Source organism: Kolteria novifilia, from assembly GCA_007748055.1.
Taxonomy (GTDB): Bacteria; Planctomycetota; Planctomycetia; order Kolteriales; family Kolteriaceae; genus Kolteria; species Kolteria novifilia.
The window spans coordinates 6,668,813-6,687,612 of record CP036279.1; the positions used below are offsets into that span (position 1 = coordinate 6,668,813).

Consider the following 18,800-nt stretch of genomic DNA (forward strand, 5'->3'; position numbering starts at 1 on the left):
GAACAAAGTCGTCTGGCCGGAAAAGCCGATACATCACATACTCGCGTACCGCGAAACCAGCAGACCGCTTCGCCCGTCCCCGCCGGGCGCGCCATCGATGTTCGGTCCATGGGAACGGCATCGTCTTTCGGGAGCCCATCGATCATGAGGACGTTTCGACTCTCTCTTCTCGTGCTGCTCCTGGTTTGTTCGAACGCCCGTCCCGAGCTGGTCGCCGAGGAACGCGACGATACCTCCATCCCCAAGGACGCCCAAGTCAAGCGGATCTCCGACACCGTTAGCCTCTACCACTGGAAGGTTCCCAATAAGAACGAGACGAGCTACCGCGTCTACGGGGTTCCCAAGGTGACGGCGTGGCCGAAGTATAAATGGGGCGCGGAGATCATGCTGACCCCGGTCCCCTTTTGCTGCGGCGCCCGCGACCGATCGGTTCAGTGGCTCAAGAGCGACCCGCAAGAACCGCGGTTCCTCGCCGAAGTCCCCTCGGGAAGAAGTTATCGCCTCTTCTTTCGCTTCAAGTGAGCACTCCCGGCCCGCCTCGATAGAACATTGGTTTCCGAATCGCCAGGACCGACAACGCTCGCGCCGAGGCGCCGGTCACGACTTCAGTCACGAGACTTTCGATGCGCATCGCCTACATGGGAAACGGGCCCTTCGCGGTTCCGGCCCTCGAATCACTTCACGCCTCTCCCCACGAGGTCGTCCAAGTCGTCGCGCGTCCCGATCGGCCGCGGGGCAAGTCCCAACGAATCGAACCGGGCCCGGTCGCGCTGACCGCCACGACGCTGGGACTGTCGCTGGCCCAGCCCGACGACGTCAACGCCGAGTCGTTCGTCGAGGAGTTGGCGAATCTCGCTCCCGACCTGCTGGTCGTCGCCGACTTCGGCCAGATCCTTCGGCAACGTTGTCTCGACGCCGCCTCCAAGGGAGGCATCAACATTCACGCCTCGCTGCTTCCGAGCTACCGGGGCGCTGCCCCGATCGCGTGGGCGATCTATCACGGCGAGAGCGAAACCGGAGTGACAATCATTCAGATGAGTCGACGGCTGGACAGTGGCGGGATCCTGGCGATGGAGCGTACGCCGATCGCGTCGGAGGAGACGGCCGGGGAACTGGAGGTTCGGCTCGCCCAAATGGGGGCGACCCTCGCCTGCAAAGTTACCGACGCTCTCCAAGATGGAACTATTTCGGCCACCGAGCAGAATGACTCACAAGCCAGTCTCGCACCAAAGCTGACCAAGGACGATGGCAAGATCGACTGGAACCGGACCGCTCGCCAACTCCACGATCAGACACGCGCTCTCGATCCGTGGCCTGGATGCTTCACTCACTGGGTTCGACCGGAAGGAGCTCCCGTTCGGATGAAGCTCTTGAGCGTGGACGTCGCCGATCCGAGCGGGGCGCCGAGCGCCGTGCCGGGGACCGTGGTCGAAGCCGAGGGTGGCAAACTCATCATCGCCACCGGCACGGGAACCCTATCGATTGCTCGGCTCCAGCCCGCGGGAAAGAAGCCATTGGACACGGCCAGCTTTCTCAGGGGGCATCGCGTGCGTCCCGGAGACCAGTTTGAGTGAAGATCACGAGAAGTTGCGCTCTCATTGTGACAATAGGGCGACATTCTCCTCATCGAATTCTTGCCAATCCCACAATCGTGACGCAGAATGTGTTCGGAGAGAAACTAGGTAAGCAGGGAGGCGGCTGACCGGAAGACTCTAACGTGGACGAAGTGACGTTAGTCATCTACGGATTGGCATTCCTCGTCGCGGGGTATGTGGTATGGGATTTCGTGGCCCAGTATCGCAAATACCTCGAGTACAAGGCGGAACTCGCCGCGTTCCACGCCGCTCGACTCCAATCCCGTCAACAGGCTGCCGATCGTTCCAAACAGAAGCGTGAACAGCGCTACGAACAGTTCGAGGAGACGCGTCGTCGGCTACTCGGACAGCAGGCCCCCGCGCCAGCGACGAACGACGTGCCCGAACTCGCCGCGACCGCAAGCGAACCAGCCGCGCAAGCGCGGATGGAGAAAGCCGTCGGCGCGACCTAGCGGCTCATCAATCTAGTCGACGCCCACGACAAACGACCTTCTCCCTGGCCACCTTCACCAATTCATCATCCCCAACGCCGTCCGCAATTCCGCGCTCTCCCGATGGCTTCGCCGCCCCTATCACCGTGCGTCGGCGGAAGCGATCCGACGACACTTTGCCCCTCCACACGCCCATCTATCGTGAGCGATGCATCCTCTTTGGTTTGCAGCACTCACCCCGCCCGATGGCGCTCGGCTCCTTCGCGAATCGACGAAGGAAGGCCCGGGTCGTCGACGGGGCGTCCTTCTCAAACGAGCGGGTGACGCGCGCAAGCGTTTTCGTATCTCTACCGACGCGGAGCTGGAACCTTTGCCCCCAAGCGGGCTTCCAAGTGAGCCGTTGGTCACGTGACGTACGTCAACCCGGTGACCCGGTTCACCGCTCGCCGCGAACAACTTCCCTTGATGAAGGTCCCTAGGATCACGTGAGCACGGACGTGTCATTGTCGGAGTCTTCCTTGGTGGAAATGCCGTCCGAATCAGCGCAGGAATCGAGTGCGTTGCCGAACGCCGCCAGCGAACTGCACGACTCTCGGCTCTACATCAATCGCGAGCTGAGTTGGCTCGAGTTCAACAGTCGCGTTCTTGAGGAGGGACTCAACCCCGACGTCCCGCTCCTCGAACGCCTCAAGTTCCTCGCGATCTTCAGTTCGAACCTGGACGAGTTCTTCATGGTGCGGGTGTCGATCTTGAAGAAGAAGATCGCCTCGGGCATCACCACGAGTTCCGGCGGCGACAAGATGCTGCCGCGCGATCAGTATCTCACCGTGACCAAACGGGTCCACGAACTGGTGGACGAGTTGTGCCGCTGCCTGCACGAAGCGGTCCTGCCCGGACTGCGAGAGAATGGCATCGCGATTCGCGACGCCGAACCCTTGTCACCGGAACAGCGGGATCATCTGCGCGATCTCTTCACGCGCGAGATCTTCCCGGTCCTGACGCCGTTGGCGATTGATTTGAGCCATCCCTTTCCCCATCTGCTCAACGGCTCCTCGAATCTCGCGGTGCGACTGCGCCGGAAGAAGGAGTCGCGCCAACTCCTCGCCGTCGTCCAGCTTCCCTCGGTCCTGCCCCGCTACGTTCCGGTAAGTAGCGAGGATGGAGACGAGTTGGTTCCGATCGAACGAATCATCCGCGAGAACATCGAGGCACTCTTTCCCGGCATGGTCGTCATCGACAGCTTTGTCTTCCGCGTGACCCGCGATGCCGACTTCGATCTCGACGACTACGAGGAGATCAAGGATCTCGCCGAGAAGATCGAACGGCAGATCCGCGAACGACGCCGTGGCGCCGCGACCCGGCTGGAGATCGAAGCGGAAGCTCCACTCGAGCTGGTGGAGTTTCTGCGCGAAGCCCTCGACCTCGAAACATCGGACGTCTACCAAGTCAGCGCCCCGGTTGGCTTGACGGGACTCTTCGACGTGTATCACCTCGCGGGCCACGAAGAGCTTCGCGATCCACCGCACGTCCCGCGAGTCGCGTCGATCATCGCCGACGCGAGCAGTGTCTTCTCGGCGATTCGCGAGGGTGACATCCTTCTGCACCACCCCTACGACTCGTTCAAGCCGGTCGTCGACTTCATCAGCGCCGCCGCCGACGATCCGAAAGTGCTGGCGATCAAGCAGACGCTCTACCGCACCAGCAGCGACTCCCCGATTGTCGGCGCCCTCAAGCGAGCGGCCGATCAGGGCAAGCAAGTCACCGCCCTCGTCGAACTCCAAGCTCGCATGGACGAGGAACGCAACATCGCGTGGGCGCGCGAACTCGAGAAGTCGGGCGTCCACGTCGTCTACGGGATCCTCGGCCTCAAGACCCACTGCAAAGTCTGCCTGGTCGTGCGCCGCGACGAGTCGAAGATCCATCGCTACGTTCACTTGTCGACGGGCAACTACAATCCGCAGACGGCACAGTTCTACACCGATGTCGGCATCCTCACCGCCGACGAAGCGTTCGCCGACGACGCCAGCGCTCTGTTCAACTACCTCACCGGCTACGGCGAGCTCCCTAGCTGGAAACGGTTGATCGTCGCTCCCAGTCGCTTGCGTTCCTCGCTCGTCGAGATGATCCAGGCGGAGACCGCCCTCGGGCCGGAGGGACGCATCGTGGCCAAGATCAACGCCGTGCTCGAACCATCGGTCATCCGCGCCCTCTACGCCGCCAGCCAAGCGGGCGTCCGCATCGATCTGATCTGCCGCGGCATCTGCGCCCTGCGCCCGGGAGTTCCCGGGATCAGCGACAATATTCGGGTCCGCTCGATCATCGATCGCTTCCTTGAACACAGCCGCATCTATTACTTCGGCAACCAGGGCCAGCCACGCGTCTACCTCGCGTCGGCCGACTGGATGGACCGGAACCTGCTGCGTCGGATCGAGATCGCGGTCCCGATCGAGGATCCGTTGCTCCGGGCCCAACTGATCGAGATTCTTAACGTCAATCTCTCGGACAACGTCAAGGCCCACGAGTTGACAGCGACCGGTCAGTGGAACCGAGTCACGCCGAGTGAAGTGACCGACGAAACGGCGCCGCGCGTCCGAGCCCAGCAGTATCTACTGCGAGCGGCGGCGCGCAACCCGGTCGATCCCCCGCTCCTGCCGGTCGACGAGGCCCTGCCTTTCATCGTCGACGAGCGGGTTTCTCGCAAGAAACTGCTCAAGGGAATCCGTAAGAAACGTCGCGCCGAACGCGAAACGAACTCGTGAACTGACTGACCAGTCCGCCCTGGGAAAAGGGAACCGAAATGTTTGAGATATCCGTCGCCGAAATGGGATTGATGCTGCTCATCGTCACCGGCATCGGCGGTTTCTTCATGGCGTTCACCATCGGTGCCAACGATGTCGCCAACTCCTTCGCGTCGGCCGTCGGTGCCAAGGCGATCACCATCAAGCAAGCGGTCGCGATCGCCGGCCTGATGAACATCCTCGGGGCCGTGATCCTGGGCGGCAACGTTTCGATGACCCTCATCACGGGAATCATCAACCCTGGGAACTTCGCCAGTCCCGATCAGTATGTGCTCGCGATGATCTCGATCCTGCTCGCGGCCGCCGTCTTCGTCTTCTGCTCGACGGTGCTGGGCCTTCCGGTCAGCACGACGCACGCCCTCATCGGCAGCTTGACCGGCTTGGCGATCTTCGTCGCCGGCTGGGATTCGGTCAATTGGGGAATGATGATCAGTATCGCGATCACCTGGGTCGCCTCGCCGCTGATCGCGGCCCTCTTCTCCTACTTGCTGGTCTGGTTCATTCAGAAATCGATCGTCGGTGACGGCGGCGCGGGGTCGATCGTTCGCATCAAGCGCGTCGTCCCGTACATCATCGGCCTGACGATGGGCATCTTGCTCTACTTCTTCCTCAACGCCGGAGCGCTACGACGTTTCAAGGAGTTCGAAGTCTGGGAGATCGTGGTGCTCCTGGCGATCGTCTGTCCCTACACCGTCTTGATCTCCCAGGGCCTCGTCACCTTCTGGTGCAACCGCGTCTCCGACAACCTCGAGGGAGTCGAGTCAGTCTTCCAACGGTTGCAGGTCGGCACCTCGAGCTATGTCGCCTTCGCGCAAGGCGCCAACGATGTCGCCAACGCGATCAGCCCCTTGTTCGCGGTCTTCCTAGTCGTGCAACTTCACGGACTTCCCTCGGAAGTGGGTGACTACTCCGTGCCGATCTGGATCCTCATCCTCGGTGGTGCCGGGATCGCGGCGGGCATCGGCATCCTAGGCCATCGCGTCATCTCGACCTTGGGCGAACGCTTGACACCGCTGACCAACACTCGCGGTTTCAGCGTCGACTTCTCGGTGGCGACGACGGTGGTCGCCGCCTCGATGGCGGGTATCCCGGTCAGTTCGAGTCACGCCGCGACTGGCGCGGTGGTCGGCGTCGGTCTCTATCGCGGAGTCAAGTCGGTCAACTTCGGCATCCTCGGCGGGATCTTTGTCGCCTGGATCGTGACGTTGCCAATCGCCGCGGTCGTCGCCGTCGGCATCTTCCAATTGCTCAACGTGATCTTCGCGTTGCCCGAACCCGTCACGCCTCCGATGTAGGCGGAATCGTCGAGGGGCTTGGCGCGTCCCCACGAGCGAGAACCTTTGCGAGAGCGAACGATGGCGACAACCGCGGCGGCGATCCTTGGGTTGATTTCGGGAGCGGTCGCCTACTTGCTCGCCCTTTCCACGGTTTCGCGCCACCAGACCTTTATCGCCCGCATGAGCCCACGACTCCTTGGGCTCTTGGTCGGTCTCGGCACCTTCCTCATGCTCATGGATCTCTGGGTTCACCCGACACCAGCCCTGTAGCGGGCCGCTGAACGATGCGATGCCGGCGGTAAGCGGACCTCCATTCAGAGCCAGGCACACGGCCTCGGCGAAGAGCTCGGCCACGATCCCAACCCGCTCGAGCCTCGCTTGCGATAGAATGGACCGCGAACCGTCAGCGCGCACGCCGCGCGACGTCAAGGGACGCACACAAGGGAGTCGGGCTGGGTGATGGACGATCAATACTTTGGCCTGTCAGTCGATCGGCTACCTCTGGACCATCACGTCGACCACCCCATTCTGAACCGAGACCTGGAACCATTGGCTCCGGCGGGACAGCGTATCGACCGCGACGTCGTCCAGCGGCTCCGTCTCGATGGCAACGATCAGGTCTTCGTCCACCTGGAGGATCGAAAACGCTGGGGCTTGTCCCTCGTCTTCGCCAAGACACCCTCTGGCCGTCCGGCGATCATGCCGACGCGAAAGACCTTCAGCGCCGACAGCATGGCGAACGTGGCGCCCGAACTAGTCGAGCACGTGCAAGAGATCCTGGCGAGCCCCGATCCCGGAGCGACGGACGATCGTCGCGAGGAAGCCCGCTACTCGATCGCCGCTCCCGTCCCGGTCCAGGAGCTGACCGATCACATGACGCCATTGGGGAGACCCTACCTGGCGGTCCTGCGCGACGTCTCGTCGAAGGGGTTATCGATTTATCACGTCAAGGATGTGGTCGTCCGGCACTTCCTGGTCGAAGTCGAAATGAAGGGGGAGACGCAGCAACTCCTCGCCGAAACGGTGCGGTGTCGCCGAACCGGTAAGTTCCACGAGGTGGGCGGGAAGTTCGTCGCCAAGCTGAGCTGACCCTCATCCCGCCACCGGACGTGACGGGATGAAGCGGTCGTTGATGGGAAGGTTGCTCTACGGAGCCAAGTCGAACAGCACCGAGAGCTGGTTGACGCTACCGACCGTGCCTCCGGTTCGCTTGACGTAGACCAGGAACTGGTCGGCCTCGAGCGTGGCCGGAATCGACTCCTCTTCGCCACTTTCGAAGGTGAAGCGATCTTCGCCATTGGCGTTGGTGGCGGCGAAGCTCGTGATGACTTCGATCGCGGCATTGCCATTGAGGAACTCCTCCGCGGAGCCCCCCGTCAACGCGTAAAAGCCGATGAGCTCCGAGCCGGAGAAGTCCTGACTGACTTCGTCCCCGACGGCGACTCCATCGGAGAAGAGCGTCGAGCGACGGCCAGCCGCGAGCGCGGCGGCAAGATAACCCTCATCGCCAGGCGACAGCCCGTCGATCGTCCCGTCGACATCGTCCACGGTGAAGACGCCGAGTTCGGAGAAGGTGGAGTCGTCGGCGACGCCGGCGACCGAGGCCCCGACCGTCGTCGTCGAGGTGCTGCCCCCGGGAACGCGGACCGTCTCGGTGCTGCCGCTCGAGGGGACACCCGACGCCCGAGCCTCGATCACGAGGTCGTTGAAGTCGAGATCGCCGCCATCGAAGAGATCCTCAAAGAAGTAGCTCACCCGCTGACCGACGGCGTCGGCGACCGTCTGGTGATGGCGAATCCCGTCGGGATTGGCCGAGAAGGTCGTGAAGTAGACAAACGGCCCGTCGCCGGTGGAGTCATTATTGGGGTTCTGGCTTAGGAACTCGCTGCTGGTAGCGTCGGCGACGACGTAGACGCCGTAGACGGCTCCCGCCTCCAGTGCGATCGTCGTCGAGGCTCCCTCTTGGAAGCCCTGCGCGAAGAGGACTTGCCGCCCGGAACTGTTGAGCACCGTCGACGCGTAGTTCGCGCTGCCCGGGCTAACGCCGTCGACGGTGCCGTCGGCGTCGTCCATCCGGTACAGACCGACCTCGTTGGAGAACGCCGTCACCGCGGCGAGGACCGAGAAGGTCATCGTCGCGTCGCCTTCGGCCGGCACGCCCACCGCGATGAACGCTTCATCCTGCGAGGGGGTATAGAGGACCGTCTGGACCTCGGAGACGACAATCTCTCCGCCCGACTTGGTCTCCTTGGCGCGAACCTCGTTCTCTCCAAGTTGGAGGGCGTCGGCCGGTAGCACCGCGACATAGCGTGTCGGATCCGTTCCGGACGGAGTCGCCACCGCCGCGACGCGGTTGTTGATGAGCACTTCGACCGTCGATCCCTCATCGGCGATCACTTCGATGGTCGGCGTCGCCGAAACGGTCGAGTTACCGCCATCGTCGCTGTCGGCGCTGAGTCCGATTTCGATCGAGGGATCGGTTGCCGCCGTCACGGTGAGCGTGAACTCCTCGGTGTCGAAGGTCGTGGAGAAGGGATCACGAACCCCGATGATCAGGTTGACCTCGCCGACCACCCCATCTTGAGGCGACAGCGTGACCTCGCCGGTCGCGGCATCGAGGTCGACGTCGATCTGGGCGGGCGGAAGGTCGATGTTGCCGTTGCTACCGACTTGGTAGATGAGCTCGTTCCCCTCGAGATCGGTCGCGGCGACGGTGAAGGAAACCGGCTCGCCCAATTCGGTCACCAAGTCGCTCACCGGATCGAGGAAGGGCGGGTCGTTGACCGGGTCGAGGGCGGCGTTGAACGTGAACGAATCCGTTGCGATCGACCCTTGGCCGTTGTTCGCCGAGACCGTGACTTGCGCCGTGCCGACAAAGTCCTGATCGGCGGAGACCAGGAGCACGACGTTGTCGGTATCGGTCACGATCCGAGCGCTGTCGATCGTCACCGGATTGACCGGACGATCGAGCTGGTTGGTCTCGGTGGTAATGGCCTGTTCGAAGATGTCGAACCCATCCACCATGATGCCGAAGATCGAATGGTTGAAGTTCAGGTTCTGCGGGAAGCTGCTGGAGGGGACATCGATGTCGGTGATGAAGATCTGCGACCCGTTGGTGTCGTTACCGGAGTTGGCCATCGCCAAGAGACCGGGCGAGGTGAACGTCAGTCGCGGATCGAACTCGTCGGCGAACTCGAAGTCCGGACCACCGGTGCCGTCGCCATTGGGATCGCCACCCTGGATCACGAAGTCGTCGATGATCCGATGGAACGTTAAACCATCGTAAAAGCCCGATTCGACCAGGCTGATGATCTGGGAGGTCGTCTCCGGCATCAGGTCCTCGAAGAGCCGCAGAATGATCGTGCCCGAGAACTCCTCTCCTTCCGCGTTGACCCCGGAGACGTCGAGTTCGAGATTGCGAACGTCGCCCAAGACCTCGACGCTCACGTTGGAGTTGTTGGTCGAAGCGCTGACCGTGACCGGAAGCCCGTCGGTCTCATCGGTCGCGACCGCGACGAGCGAACTCTTCCCGGTGAATCCCGCGACAATATCCTCACCCGTTGGCGAGATGACCGAAATGCTCGCGTCGAGCACCACGCGGTCTTCCAGGGCGTCGAAACCGAGCTTGCTGCTCGTGGCCAACCGAGCCCGCTCGACGCGGCCTGGGCGGGGAAAGCTTGCCAGAATGTTTCGACAGACTTTTCCTGCCCAGGTAGTGGGAACGCGAATCATGTCAGGGTTTCTCTCTCGTAGGAATTGTTCATCTCGTGAAAGACCGGTCACCGTCGATGGACCCGCGAGGCCAACTCATGCCCCACTCCCATCTCGTCAGTCATCCGCCTCTCTTGAGAACCACTTGGACCAACCATCACCGTGGGCAGCGCCGCGAAGCGTTGAGGATCGAGCGCTCTCGGCATGCCCCCGACCGAGTACGTCCCCGAAACGTCATGGGTGTCTCTCTCCACCGCACCGGGCATGAGGATTCCCCCCTCGTCGCTCCTTGAGGAGCGCCGTCCAGGGATCGTCAACGTCCACGCTCGCTGACTGGCTTCACCAGACCGTGCAGTCCCCCCTATCGTAATAGGTTGACAACCCATGTCGCAAGAGGTCGCTCGCGACACTCACTACGCATTCCCCCACCGATCCGTTGGAATCGTTCCGGTCGTTTTTTTCAGTACTGCCCAAAGGGCCAAATCTTTCACGACCGCGAGCGATTGTTGTCGGCGCCAACCGGCCGCGCGAGGATGGACCGAAGCCACCCCCGTCGTCACACGCATTCACTCTCTGTGGAACGCGACCACCGACGACGCGGCAACACAGAAATCGCTAACCGCAATCACAACAAAGAGATACAGCAGATTCCCGAGTAGAAATCAGTAGGTGGGCACCGACGAGTCGATCTCCCGGGACCAGCGGTCAATCCCACCCCGCAGGCTCCTCGATCCAGCGAAACCACGCTGGCGAAGCCACTGCACGACTTGGAGGCTCCGCACGCCCAAATGGCAGACGACCGTGATCTCCGCGTCCGCGTACGGCTCCAACTCCGCGACTCGCCCTTGCAATTCGCTCATCGGGATGAGCAGTGACCCGTCGATGCGAGCAATCTCGTATTCCTCCCGCTCGCGACAGTCGAGGAGGACGATGCCCTCATCTCCCTGATCCAGTAGATCGACCAGAAACTGAGGCTCGATCTCCCAATCCCCCCGCTGCTCGTCGCTCATCATTCTCCTCTTGTCTGCACAGGACCGTTTTCCCCCGTTATGATAAGCGAAGCACGACGCCATTTCGCACCCAGGGCGAAGGTTACCCGTTGAAGGACCGCCGTCGTCCGCCAAGGTGCTGGCGGAGCATCGCGAGCGTCCACGAACATTCGGCGCCCGAACCCCTTGGCAAGGTGCACCCCGTCGTGCACGTTGCCCCGTGACGATCATGGAGTGAAGTTGATGGCCGACCAACAGAACAACCCACCCGCCAACCAAGGCGGTCCCTTCGGCAACTTTCAGGTCATCATCGGGCACACGGGGCTTACTGCGTCTCAGCAGCCTGGCAACTCGACGCCAACGCCGTCGGTCTCCATCTCCCAGATGGCCCCGAATCAGCCGACTCGGCCCGAATCGCTCGAACCGAGTCTCAAGCTCGGGGACGAGGGACGCCCGATCGCGGAATGTCCCGAGAACACCCTCATCGCGTATCAGTGTTGCGACACGAGCCAACCCATCCAACGGGCCCAGCCCCAGCGTCAATGGATGGACCAGACCCGAGACCGCTTCGCTTACCGCTGTCTGCCCCTGACGATCGCGAATCAACATGGTTGGGAGTTGCTGAACCCGACGCCCTTCCGGGTCTACTGGGACGGCGGGCAAGCGCCCGAGAACCTCCACTTCGAGTGGCCCGAGGGGAAGCCCGACTCCTGGATCACCGGGCATTTCGGCGAGGGTGTGCTCACCTTTAGCCTCGCGTTCCTCTTTCGCACGCCCGTTGGTGTCAATCTCTACGTCAAGGGACCGGTCAATCGCTACAAGGACGGCATTCACGCGCTCGAGGGCATCGTCGAGACCGACTGGCTCACCGCGACCTTCACCATGAATTGGAAGCTGACGCGAACCAACAACTGGGTCGAGTTTCACCAGGACGAGCCGATCTGCCACATCTTCCCGATCGCTCGGGGGACGATCGACCAGTTCGAACCCGAGATCCGCATGATGACCGACGATCCGGAAATGCTCGAGGCGTTCAACGCCTGGTCGCGTTCGCGCTCGAGCTTCTTGAAAGACCTGAAAGTCGAGGGGAGCGAAGCCCGTCGTCAAGGGTGGCAAAAGGAGTACTTCCAAGGCGCCGCCGACCAAGGGATTCGTTGGTCGCAACACCAGACGCACTTATCGGTGAAGGAGTTCGCCGACAAGCGTGGCCAGGAGATCCCCAGACGTCCGACTCCCGACGACGCCGGTAAGTGACGCCGATGGCTCCCTTAGGCGCCGACATTGTTCACAGAATCCGTTCGTAGCCGACAGCGAATAGGCCAACGGGGTGCTAGGCTTCGTCTCAAGAGTTGATCGTCAGCCCGAGGCACAGCGAGTTGGTGGGGGGCGAGGAGGTCGAAACAGGCGAATCCGTCGGATTCGTCGATGCAGACCGACAAAGTCCCGCGGCAACGTAGCCAGCCGAAGCCAGAGCCGACTTTTGAGACGGAGCCTAACTCTCAAACAATTCCTCGTCCCACGCCTCGGCGATTGGCGGAACTTCCCCGCGCAGAAGCGTCGCCACCGCGAGCGTCGCTCGTCGAGCATCGCCGAGAGGAAGTGGGAACGCCCACCAGTGCTCGCTATCCTCGCCATCGTGGTTGGGAATGACATGATCGAAGTGGCATGCCATGCGAAGTTCCCTCGGCGCCGACCCCGCCCGATTCTCGATGTCCTCGAGTTCGGGTAACCCCAGGAGTCCTTTCTGACGCTGCGTCCGACGCAAGAGCTTGCGACGCATCATGGTGACCACGAGGTCGTCGAGTTCGAGATTCTCCATCACGCCGATCGCCCGAATTTCTTCCTTGGAGATGGGGGACAGAAACATGCCGACCTTCTCGAGGTTCTCGAGCGCGGGATGCTCGAGCAGCGCTCGGCCGACGAAAGGATTTCCCTCGAAGAAGAGATCACCTTCCGCCTCGTCGCGCCACTCGACGATGTTGGCGGCTTGCAGATCACCACGCACGTCCATCACGACGAAGTCGTCCTTGTCGCGAAAATGTTCAATTTCTTCTCGGGAGCGGAAGTGATAGTCGACGCCATCCTCCTCGCCAGGGCGGGCGTCGCGAGAGTTGTAGAAGACGCACGGGACCAGTTGCTCGCGCAGCTTCGGGAAGAGGTCTCCGACAGCCTTGAGCAAGGGTGACTTCCCCGCGCAGGAAGGGCCGGAGAGGACAATGAGTCGTTTCGAGTTCTTGGCCATGACGATGCCTCCGATCAGTTGACGCGTCGGCGCGTTGACGTTCAAACAAAGGGGCCGGCCTCCTCCCATGTCAGAGAGACCGGCCCAGCGCCGTGACGAGCCCTCGTCGAGAACAATTCTCTTACGTGGAGACGGCGTCCTCGAACTCGGCGATCTCCGCGGGAAGCCGACTCTCCGACTCTCGCCACGACATCCAGTAGCGTTCAAAGCGATCGGCGATCGACTCCGGTTCCTCCGCGTAGAGACGGCGACCGACGTCCATCGCGCGCAACCGCAATTGCTCGTGCTCCCGGTCAATCAACCCGATCACGATCTCGACGACGTCGACACCACCGAACTGTTCGGGCTGCTCGGTCAGCGTGTCGCGCAGCAACGTCAGATCGCGATCGTCCCCGAGATGATCGGCCATTCGCTTGGTCGCCCGGCGGCGCGACTTCATCGGCACGCTCCAACTCTCGCGAAGCAAGCGAACCTGGTACCAGTGGTCCTTCGCCCGCTTGCGCCACTCGTGGATGTTGCCGCGCGTCGGTTTCTCAAGCGCGACCTCCATCGCCTCTTGGCCATCGGCGTAGGTCTTAACAAAGCCGCCACGGAAGAGATCGAAACCAGCGACCTCTTCGTCCGCCTCCGGAAGCGACCAGTCCTCGATCGCCTTGGCTCCCTCCTTCAGCTCGGCGAGGAGTTCTCCAACCACCACGTTGATGTCTTCGCTCTCTTGACGAACTTCATCGCGGCGGCGGACCAAACCCGCGTGGGCCGGCGCGAAGCTGGCAACGTTGAGCTTGTCCTCATGGCCTTCGATGAGCTTGTCGAACGCCTCGATCATCGAGGTGGCGTCGCGACGAGCCGAGACGGTCTTGGCGATCTCCCGGAAGCGCTTATTCTCAACGTCGTAGAGGTCCGTGTTGGAACCGCGCACCAGGCGGAGCAGTCCGCGGACCTTTTTGCAGCGTTTGCGCATGTCGTGGATCTTCGCGGACATCGGCAAGGGGGCGACGTCGAGCACGTCGATCGCCTTGAGCGTTTGCTCGTGGGCAATGCGTCGAAGTCCTTGGTCGGTCGTCTCGTCGGCCTTGAAGTGGTAGCTCATGGAAGTCTCCTTTGAATCTGAAGGCGGGACTCGATGGCGAGGCTGTCGATACCCAGCGATCGCGTCATCAGCGTGGACGCGACGTCCCGCCCCATCTCGGCTTGGCTTAAATGTTCAGATATGGTGAATGCAACGAGCGCGCCCGATTGTCGGAGCAGGGCCCGGCGGCGATGCCGCGAAACGCTCGTTCGCCGGACAATAGACTTGCCGATCGCCCTCTCGCCCCACCCTGAGAGAAATCCGAGTTTTTCCGTTTCCCTCGGGACTTTCCCGATGACCAGCGATCCCGTCGTGCCAACTCCATGTCCTCGGCGTGACCAAATCGACTCCTTTTTGACCGCCATCGAGACGAATCCGCCCATTTTCGCGAGAATAGAGAGCGAGGAATGAGATCTCCCGTCGCTATGGACCGCGAGGGGCCTGCGAGGATCGAGCAATCGGTCACGACCGCACTGGCCCGAAATCGTTGCGAGGGCGGCGGCTCAAGAGGAAGTCGGGTGGTCGACGCCTCGGTTTTGTGTTTCCACAAGGCCGGGCTTAGACTTGCCTATGGAGGGAACCAGAAGCATGTCCGTTGAGATCGAGCGCAATCCGACCCGAGCGGTGACCATCGGCAACGTCACCATCGGCGCTGGCCACCCGATCGCCGTCCAGAGCATGTGCGCGACCCACACGCAAGACGTCGAGGCGACGACCCAGCAGACCAACGCCCTCTTCGATGCCGGCGCCGACGTCGTTCGCATCGCCGTCGACAGCCGCAAGGATGCCGAAGCGCTCGCCGAGATTCGCAAGCGCACCGCGGCCAACCTCTCGGTCGACCTCCAGGAGAACTACCGGCTCGCCGAGCACGTCGCGCCGCACGTCGACAAGATCCGCTACAACCCCGGGCACCTCTATCACCACGAACGCGAAAAGCCCTGGCAGGAGAAGGTCCGCTATATCGTCGGCATCGCGGCGGAGAACGACTGCGCCATCCGCATCGGCGTCAACTGCGGCTCGGTCGATCCCGACAAGCTCAGCCTCTTCCCGCCCGACGATTCGATCGCCCCGATGCTCAGCAGTGCCCTCGAACACTGCGAGCTGCTCGACGGTCTCGGTTTCACCCGCTACTGCGTGTCGATGAAGGACTCCGACCCGAGCAAAGTGATCGAGGTCAACCGTCGCTTCGCCGAGCAGCGCCCCGACGTTCCGCTCCATCTCGGCGTCACCGAGGCCGGCATGCCTCCCGACGGAGTCATCAAGACGCGGATCGCCTTCGAGCAACTGATCGGGCGCGGCATCGGTGACACGATTCGCGTCTCCCTAACCGTTCCCAACGATCGCAAGCACGAGGAGATCAAGGCGGGTCGAGGGATCCTCGCGGACATTGCCGCGGGCCGCGTCCGCAGCGTCGTCGACTTCGGTCTCGACACCCTGAACATCATCAGTTGCCCAAGTTGCTCGCGGGTGGAGAACGAGGCGTTTGTCGTGCTCGCTCAGGACGTGAAGGAGCTGACGCGTTACGCGAAGGATCACGCGATCACGATCGCGGTCATGGGCTGCCGAGTCAACGGTCCGGGCGAAACGGACGACGCCGATCTCGGCCTCTGGTGCGGCCCAAAGTACGTCAATCTGAAGAAGGGGGAGCAGGAACTCGGCGCCTATCCCTACGACGAGATTCTCGGTCGGCTCAAGGAAGAACTCGACGCCCTGATCGAAGCGAAGACGCCCGGCGTCGCGACCTAGGAGAGCCTTTTTGCAGGTCAGCCGTTCACGCACGCTTTCTCGTAGGTCAGGCCATTGCCTGACACGCACACCTACCGACGCTCGAACGATCAGGCAGTTCCCTCACCTGCGGGGCCGGCTCGGCCGAAGCGTCAGGCTCTAAGGTTCTCTCCCTGTGGGAGGGTGAGCCTCTTGTTCCCCTCTCCCTGTGGAAGAGTGAGCCTCTTGTTCCCCTCTCCCTGTGGGAGGGTGAGCCTCTTGTTCCCCTCTCCCTGTGGGAGGGTGAGCCTCTTGTTCCCCTCTCCCTGTGGGAGAGTGAGCCTCTTGTTCCCCTCTCCCTGTGGGAGAGGGGTTAGGGTGAGGGGGTTCGCATCCGCCAATGATCCTTGGTTTTCCGAGCCGGAATCTCCCTTACCCGGCTCGCTTCACTCGCCAACCTCCCCCCAAGGAGAGGTGAGAAGAAGCTGACATTGTGAGTTGGACACACCCGCGGCCCAGGCGATCCCCCCCACTTGCCGGGGATCATCGCCTTCAATGATGTGGCGTCATGCTCCGCCCTACTGGACGGCGACCTTGGATGCCGCTCGGGTCGCGACGTCCTTGAGCAGCGTCGTCACTTCGGGCGAGAAGGCCTTCTGCTTGCGGCTCCAGAAGTTGAGCGTGGCGGGCTTGCCCTGATAGAGCAGCGGCACGTGGTAGCTCGAGCCGAGCCGACGGCTCAGCAGTTTCAACTCATACCCCGACGCCTGCGTCAAGTCATCGTGCTGGATCGGCTCCTCACGCTGAGCGTACTTCGGCAACGCGAATCCCCACGTCATCGACCGGCGAAAGCCCGCTCCGGGGATCTTCGAAAACTCCCTCTTCTGCTCCGCGTAGACGATCTCGAGCGTTCCCCCATCGGCCGTCGTCAGACAGATCCGATCAAGCAGGGGCACGCGACGCTCCAGCGCGGCGGAGAACGCCTCGAAGCCGTCCGAGGTTTGGAGCGAGGATTCGGCCAACTCCAGCAGAGTCGCGTCCGAAACCTCTCGGCTTGGGGTTGAAGGGGGCGGCGTCCGCGCCCCGCTGGAGACGTCACGAAGCACGTCGTAATAGCCGATCATCATTTCGTCGTCGGTCTGGTCGCCCCACGTGACCACCTTGGTCGGGTCGGGGTTGGCCAGGTTGCTTGCCGAGTTGTCGTAGTAGGCCACGCACTGGAGCACCGACCCCTTCGGCATGCTCCTGGGCGTGCTCAGGATGTAGGAGTTCTGCCAGTTGAAGTCGTAGCGGGGGACGTCGAGAAGGATCTCCCTCTTCCCATCGGGGTGGATCGCCTCGTAGCGAAACGACTTGCCGCGAAGGTGCATGTGTGGGAACAGCGACAGGATCTTCCCCTCGCTGCCAAAGTGCCGGCTTGCCTCGACGCGGTGATCGCTGGCGCCGGGCTCGATCCGAAACCGACGATTCGACACCCCGCGCGTGAGCACTTCCCGCTTGACCGTCTTGGGGTCGGCGAAGACCAACCCGACGCTACTGCGGTCGGTCTGCACCGAGCCATTGGGAGTGTAGTGCATCTGAAAGACGAGCAACGATCCGGCCGGAATTCGCTTGGCGATCCCCTCCTCGAGCCGCAGCGGACGCGCTCCCGGCGCCGTGGCGACGAGCATCGAACGCTTGCGTTTCCACAAGAGCCCTCCCTTCGGCTCGACCACGTAGACGATGATGTGGTGAACGATCGCGGGGTTGCCCGGCTTCGCTTCGGCCTGCCGGATCCAGCGATCCTCCGTGAAGCCCGGATCGACGGTGAAGTACTTGTACGCGACCTCGCCCTCGGCGGGAATCGTCACCTCCTCGGGAAGCGAGAAGATCGTCTCGGGCTCCTCGATCCGCCAACCCTCCGCGAACTGGAGCGGTTCGGGCATCTCCTTCGGGTCGCCGAGTGGTGTTCCCGCTTCGACCCATCGTCGAACGGTCTCGATCTCCTCGGCGGGCATCCGAGCCTCGTTGGCGAACGTGCCGTGGTCGGGGCTGGCGTGCCAAGGCGGCATCCGACGGTCCTCGATCACCTCGAGGATCGTCTCGGCCCACGGCGCCACCTCCTCGGCCGACGTCATCGCGAACGGCGCCACTTGCCCCTCGCGGTGACACTCGACGCAACGTCGGTTAAAGATCGGAGCAACGTCCTTCGCGTACGTCACCGCCGCATCGGCCTTCGGCTGGCGACGTCGACCAATGAAACAGCCCTCCACCGGTGTTGACGCGACCGTCACTTCCTCCCCGGCGAGGATTTCTCCGAGCGCCACGGCCAGATCGCGACGGGTCGGTTCGCTGCGAAGAGTCCCCACGTAGAACTGGTCGTCGATCCGTCCTTGGTAGCGAACCTTTCGCTCTTGATCGAGCACGAACGCCTCGGGCGTTCGCTTCGCCGCGAAGTGATCGGCGACGTGCGCGTCGGGATCGCGAAGGACCGGAAAGCTCAGCCGATGCTCCTTCGCGAAGGCGGCGATCTCCTCGGGGGAGTCTTGGGCATTGGCATTGATCCCGAGAATCGTGACTCCCTTGGGGGCGAATTTCTGGTGCAGTTGCTCCAATTTGGGAATATAGAGCTTCACCAGCGGACATTCGGTCCCGAGAAAGACGACCGCGACAGGACCTCTCCTAGTGAGTGCCGAAAGCCGGTGCTCCTTCCCCTGACCATCGCGAAGGGTGAAGTCGCTGACCGTTCGTCCGATCGCCGGCTCCGGAACGGCCGACGCCACCTTGGCGGAAACGAGCAGGAGTAGTCCCGCAACCAAAACCGTCACTTGCGATCGCATGCTCCACACTCCCGTTCGACGTGCTTACTTGTCCACGGATGTAACCCCGAGGTTGGCCATGAGGTTTCAACGAGCGATCGAATCGGTACGCCAAGCGGCTCCAGCGCCCTCCGCCCGAAAGAACACCAAAAGACCCACTACCTGGCCTGCAAAGAGAATCCTAGC

Annotated in this window: 15 protein-coding genes; 9 read left to right on the forward strand and 6 right to left on the reverse strand. The window is 62.4% G+C overall.

Features of this window, described 5'->3' with window-relative positions; all coding sequences use genetic code 11:
* The first annotated feature begins 144 nt into the window (after positions 1-144).
* The 7 genes from Pan216_RS24505 to Pan216_RS24535 all read left to right on the forward strand — a co-directional run bounded on the left by Pan216_RS24505 (position 145) and on the right by Pan216_RS24535 (position 7,190).
* On the forward strand, positions 145-522 hold the full coding sequence (locus Pan216_RS24505; RefSeq protein WP_145262312.1) for a hypothetical protein: 378 nt from the start codon (positions 145-147) through the stop codon (positions 520-522).
* Positions 523-623: 101 nt separating this feature from the next.
* Positions 624-1,574 carry a methionyl-tRNA formyltransferase gene (gene fmt / locus Pan216_RS24510; RefSeq protein WP_145262313.1) on the forward strand — a complete coding sequence of 317 codons (951 nt, stop codon included), beginning with the start codon at positions 624-626 and terminating at the stop codon, positions 1,572-1,574.
* 143 nt (positions 1,575-1,717) lie between these two features.
* On the forward strand, positions 1,718-2,047 hold the full coding sequence (locus Pan216_RS24515; RefSeq protein ID WP_145262315.1) for a hypothetical protein: 330 nt from the start codon (positions 1,718-1,720) through the stop codon (positions 2,045-2,047).
* Positions 2,048-2,586: 539 nt separating this feature from the next.
* On the forward strand, positions 2,587-4,785 hold the full coding sequence (gene ppk1, locus Pan216_RS24520) for a polyphosphate kinase 1 (protein WP_419192942.1): 2,199 nt from the start codon (positions 2,587-2,589) through the stop codon (positions 4,783-4,785).
* A gap of 38 nt (positions 4,786-4,823) precedes the next feature.
* Positions 4,824-6,119, forward strand: a complete 1,296-nt coding sequence (locus Pan216_RS24525) for an inorganic phosphate transporter (protein WP_145262317.1) — start codon at positions 4,824-4,826, stop codon at positions 6,117-6,119.
* Positions 6,120-6,179: 60 nt separating this feature from the next.
* Complete coding sequence (locus tag Pan216_RS24530) at positions 6,180-6,371, forward strand: hypothetical protein (protein WP_145262319.1); 192 nt, start codon at positions 6,180-6,182, stop codon at positions 6,369-6,371.
* Positions 6,372-6,557: 186 nt separating this feature from the next.
* Complete coding sequence (locus Pan216_RS24535) at positions 6,558-7,190, forward strand: PilZ domain-containing protein (RefSeq protein ID WP_145262321.1); 633 nt, start codon at positions 6,558-6,560, stop codon at positions 7,188-7,190.
* 57 nt (positions 7,191-7,247) lie between these two features.
* On the opposite strand, the gene Pan216_RS24540 is transcribed toward Pan216_RS24535, so the two are convergent.
* Together Pan216_RS24540 and Pan216_RS24545 are read right to left on the reverse strand one after the other, a co-directional pair.
* Entirely contained in the window at positions 7,248-9,743 is a 2,496-nt protein-coding gene (locus Pan216_RS24540) for a peptidylprolyl isomerase (RefSeq protein ID WP_419192943.1), read from the reverse strand.
* Between the two features lie 731 nt (positions 9,744-10,474).
* The gene (locus Pan216_RS24545) at positions 10,475-10,825 is read right to left on the reverse strand and encodes a rhodanese-like domain-containing protein (RefSeq protein ID WP_419192944.1); all 351 of its coding nucleotides are present in this window, start codon (positions 10,823-10,825) and stop codon (positions 10,475-10,477) included.
* A 219-nt stretch (positions 10,826-11,044) separates the two neighbouring features.
* On the opposite strand from Pan216_RS24545, the gene Pan216_RS24550 reads away from it, so the two are divergent.
* Positions 11,045-12,055: a DUF6065 family protein gene (locus Pan216_RS24550; protein WP_419192945.1), complete on the forward strand. Its 1,011-nt coding sequence runs from the start codon at positions 11,045-11,047 to the stop codon at positions 12,053-12,055.
* 238 nt (positions 12,056-12,293) lie between these two features.
* Here the strand turns inward: Pan216_RS24550 and Pan216_RS24555 are convergent, their stop codons facing one another.
* Positions 12,294-13,043 carry a hypothetical protein gene (locus tag Pan216_RS24555; protein WP_419192946.1) on the reverse strand — a complete coding sequence of 250 codons (750 nt, stop codon included), beginning with the start codon at positions 13,041-13,043 and terminating at the stop codon, positions 12,294-12,296.
* 121 nt (positions 13,044-13,164) lie between these two features.
* Positions 13,165-14,133: a CHAD domain-containing protein gene (locus Pan216_RS24560; RefSeq protein WP_145262326.1), complete on the reverse strand. Its 969-nt coding sequence runs from the start codon at positions 14,131-14,133 to the stop codon at positions 13,165-13,167.
* 567 nt (positions 14,134-14,700) lie between these two features.
* On the opposite strand from Pan216_RS24560, the gene ispG reads away from it, so the two are divergent.
* Positions 14,701-15,858: a (E)-4-hydroxy-3-methylbut-2-enyl-diphosphate synthase gene (gene ispG, locus Pan216_RS24565; RefSeq protein WP_145262328.1), complete on the forward strand. Its 1,158-nt coding sequence runs from the start codon at positions 14,701-14,703 to the stop codon at positions 15,856-15,858.
* Positions 15,859-15,989: 131 nt separating this feature from the next.
* On the opposite strand, the gene Pan216_RS24570 is transcribed toward ispG, so the two are convergent.
* Positions 15,990-16,217 carry a hypothetical protein gene (locus Pan216_RS24570; RefSeq protein WP_145262330.1) on the reverse strand — a complete coding sequence of 76 codons (228 nt, stop codon included), beginning with the start codon at positions 16,215-16,217 and terminating at the stop codon, positions 15,990-15,992.
* Between the two features lie 177 nt (positions 16,218-16,394).
* A complete protein-coding gene (locus Pan216_RS24575) occupies positions 16,395-18,635 on the reverse strand; it encodes a redoxin domain-containing protein (RefSeq protein WP_145262332.1) in 2,241 nt (746 codons plus the stop codon).
* Positions 18,636-18,800: the final 165 nt, after the last annotated feature.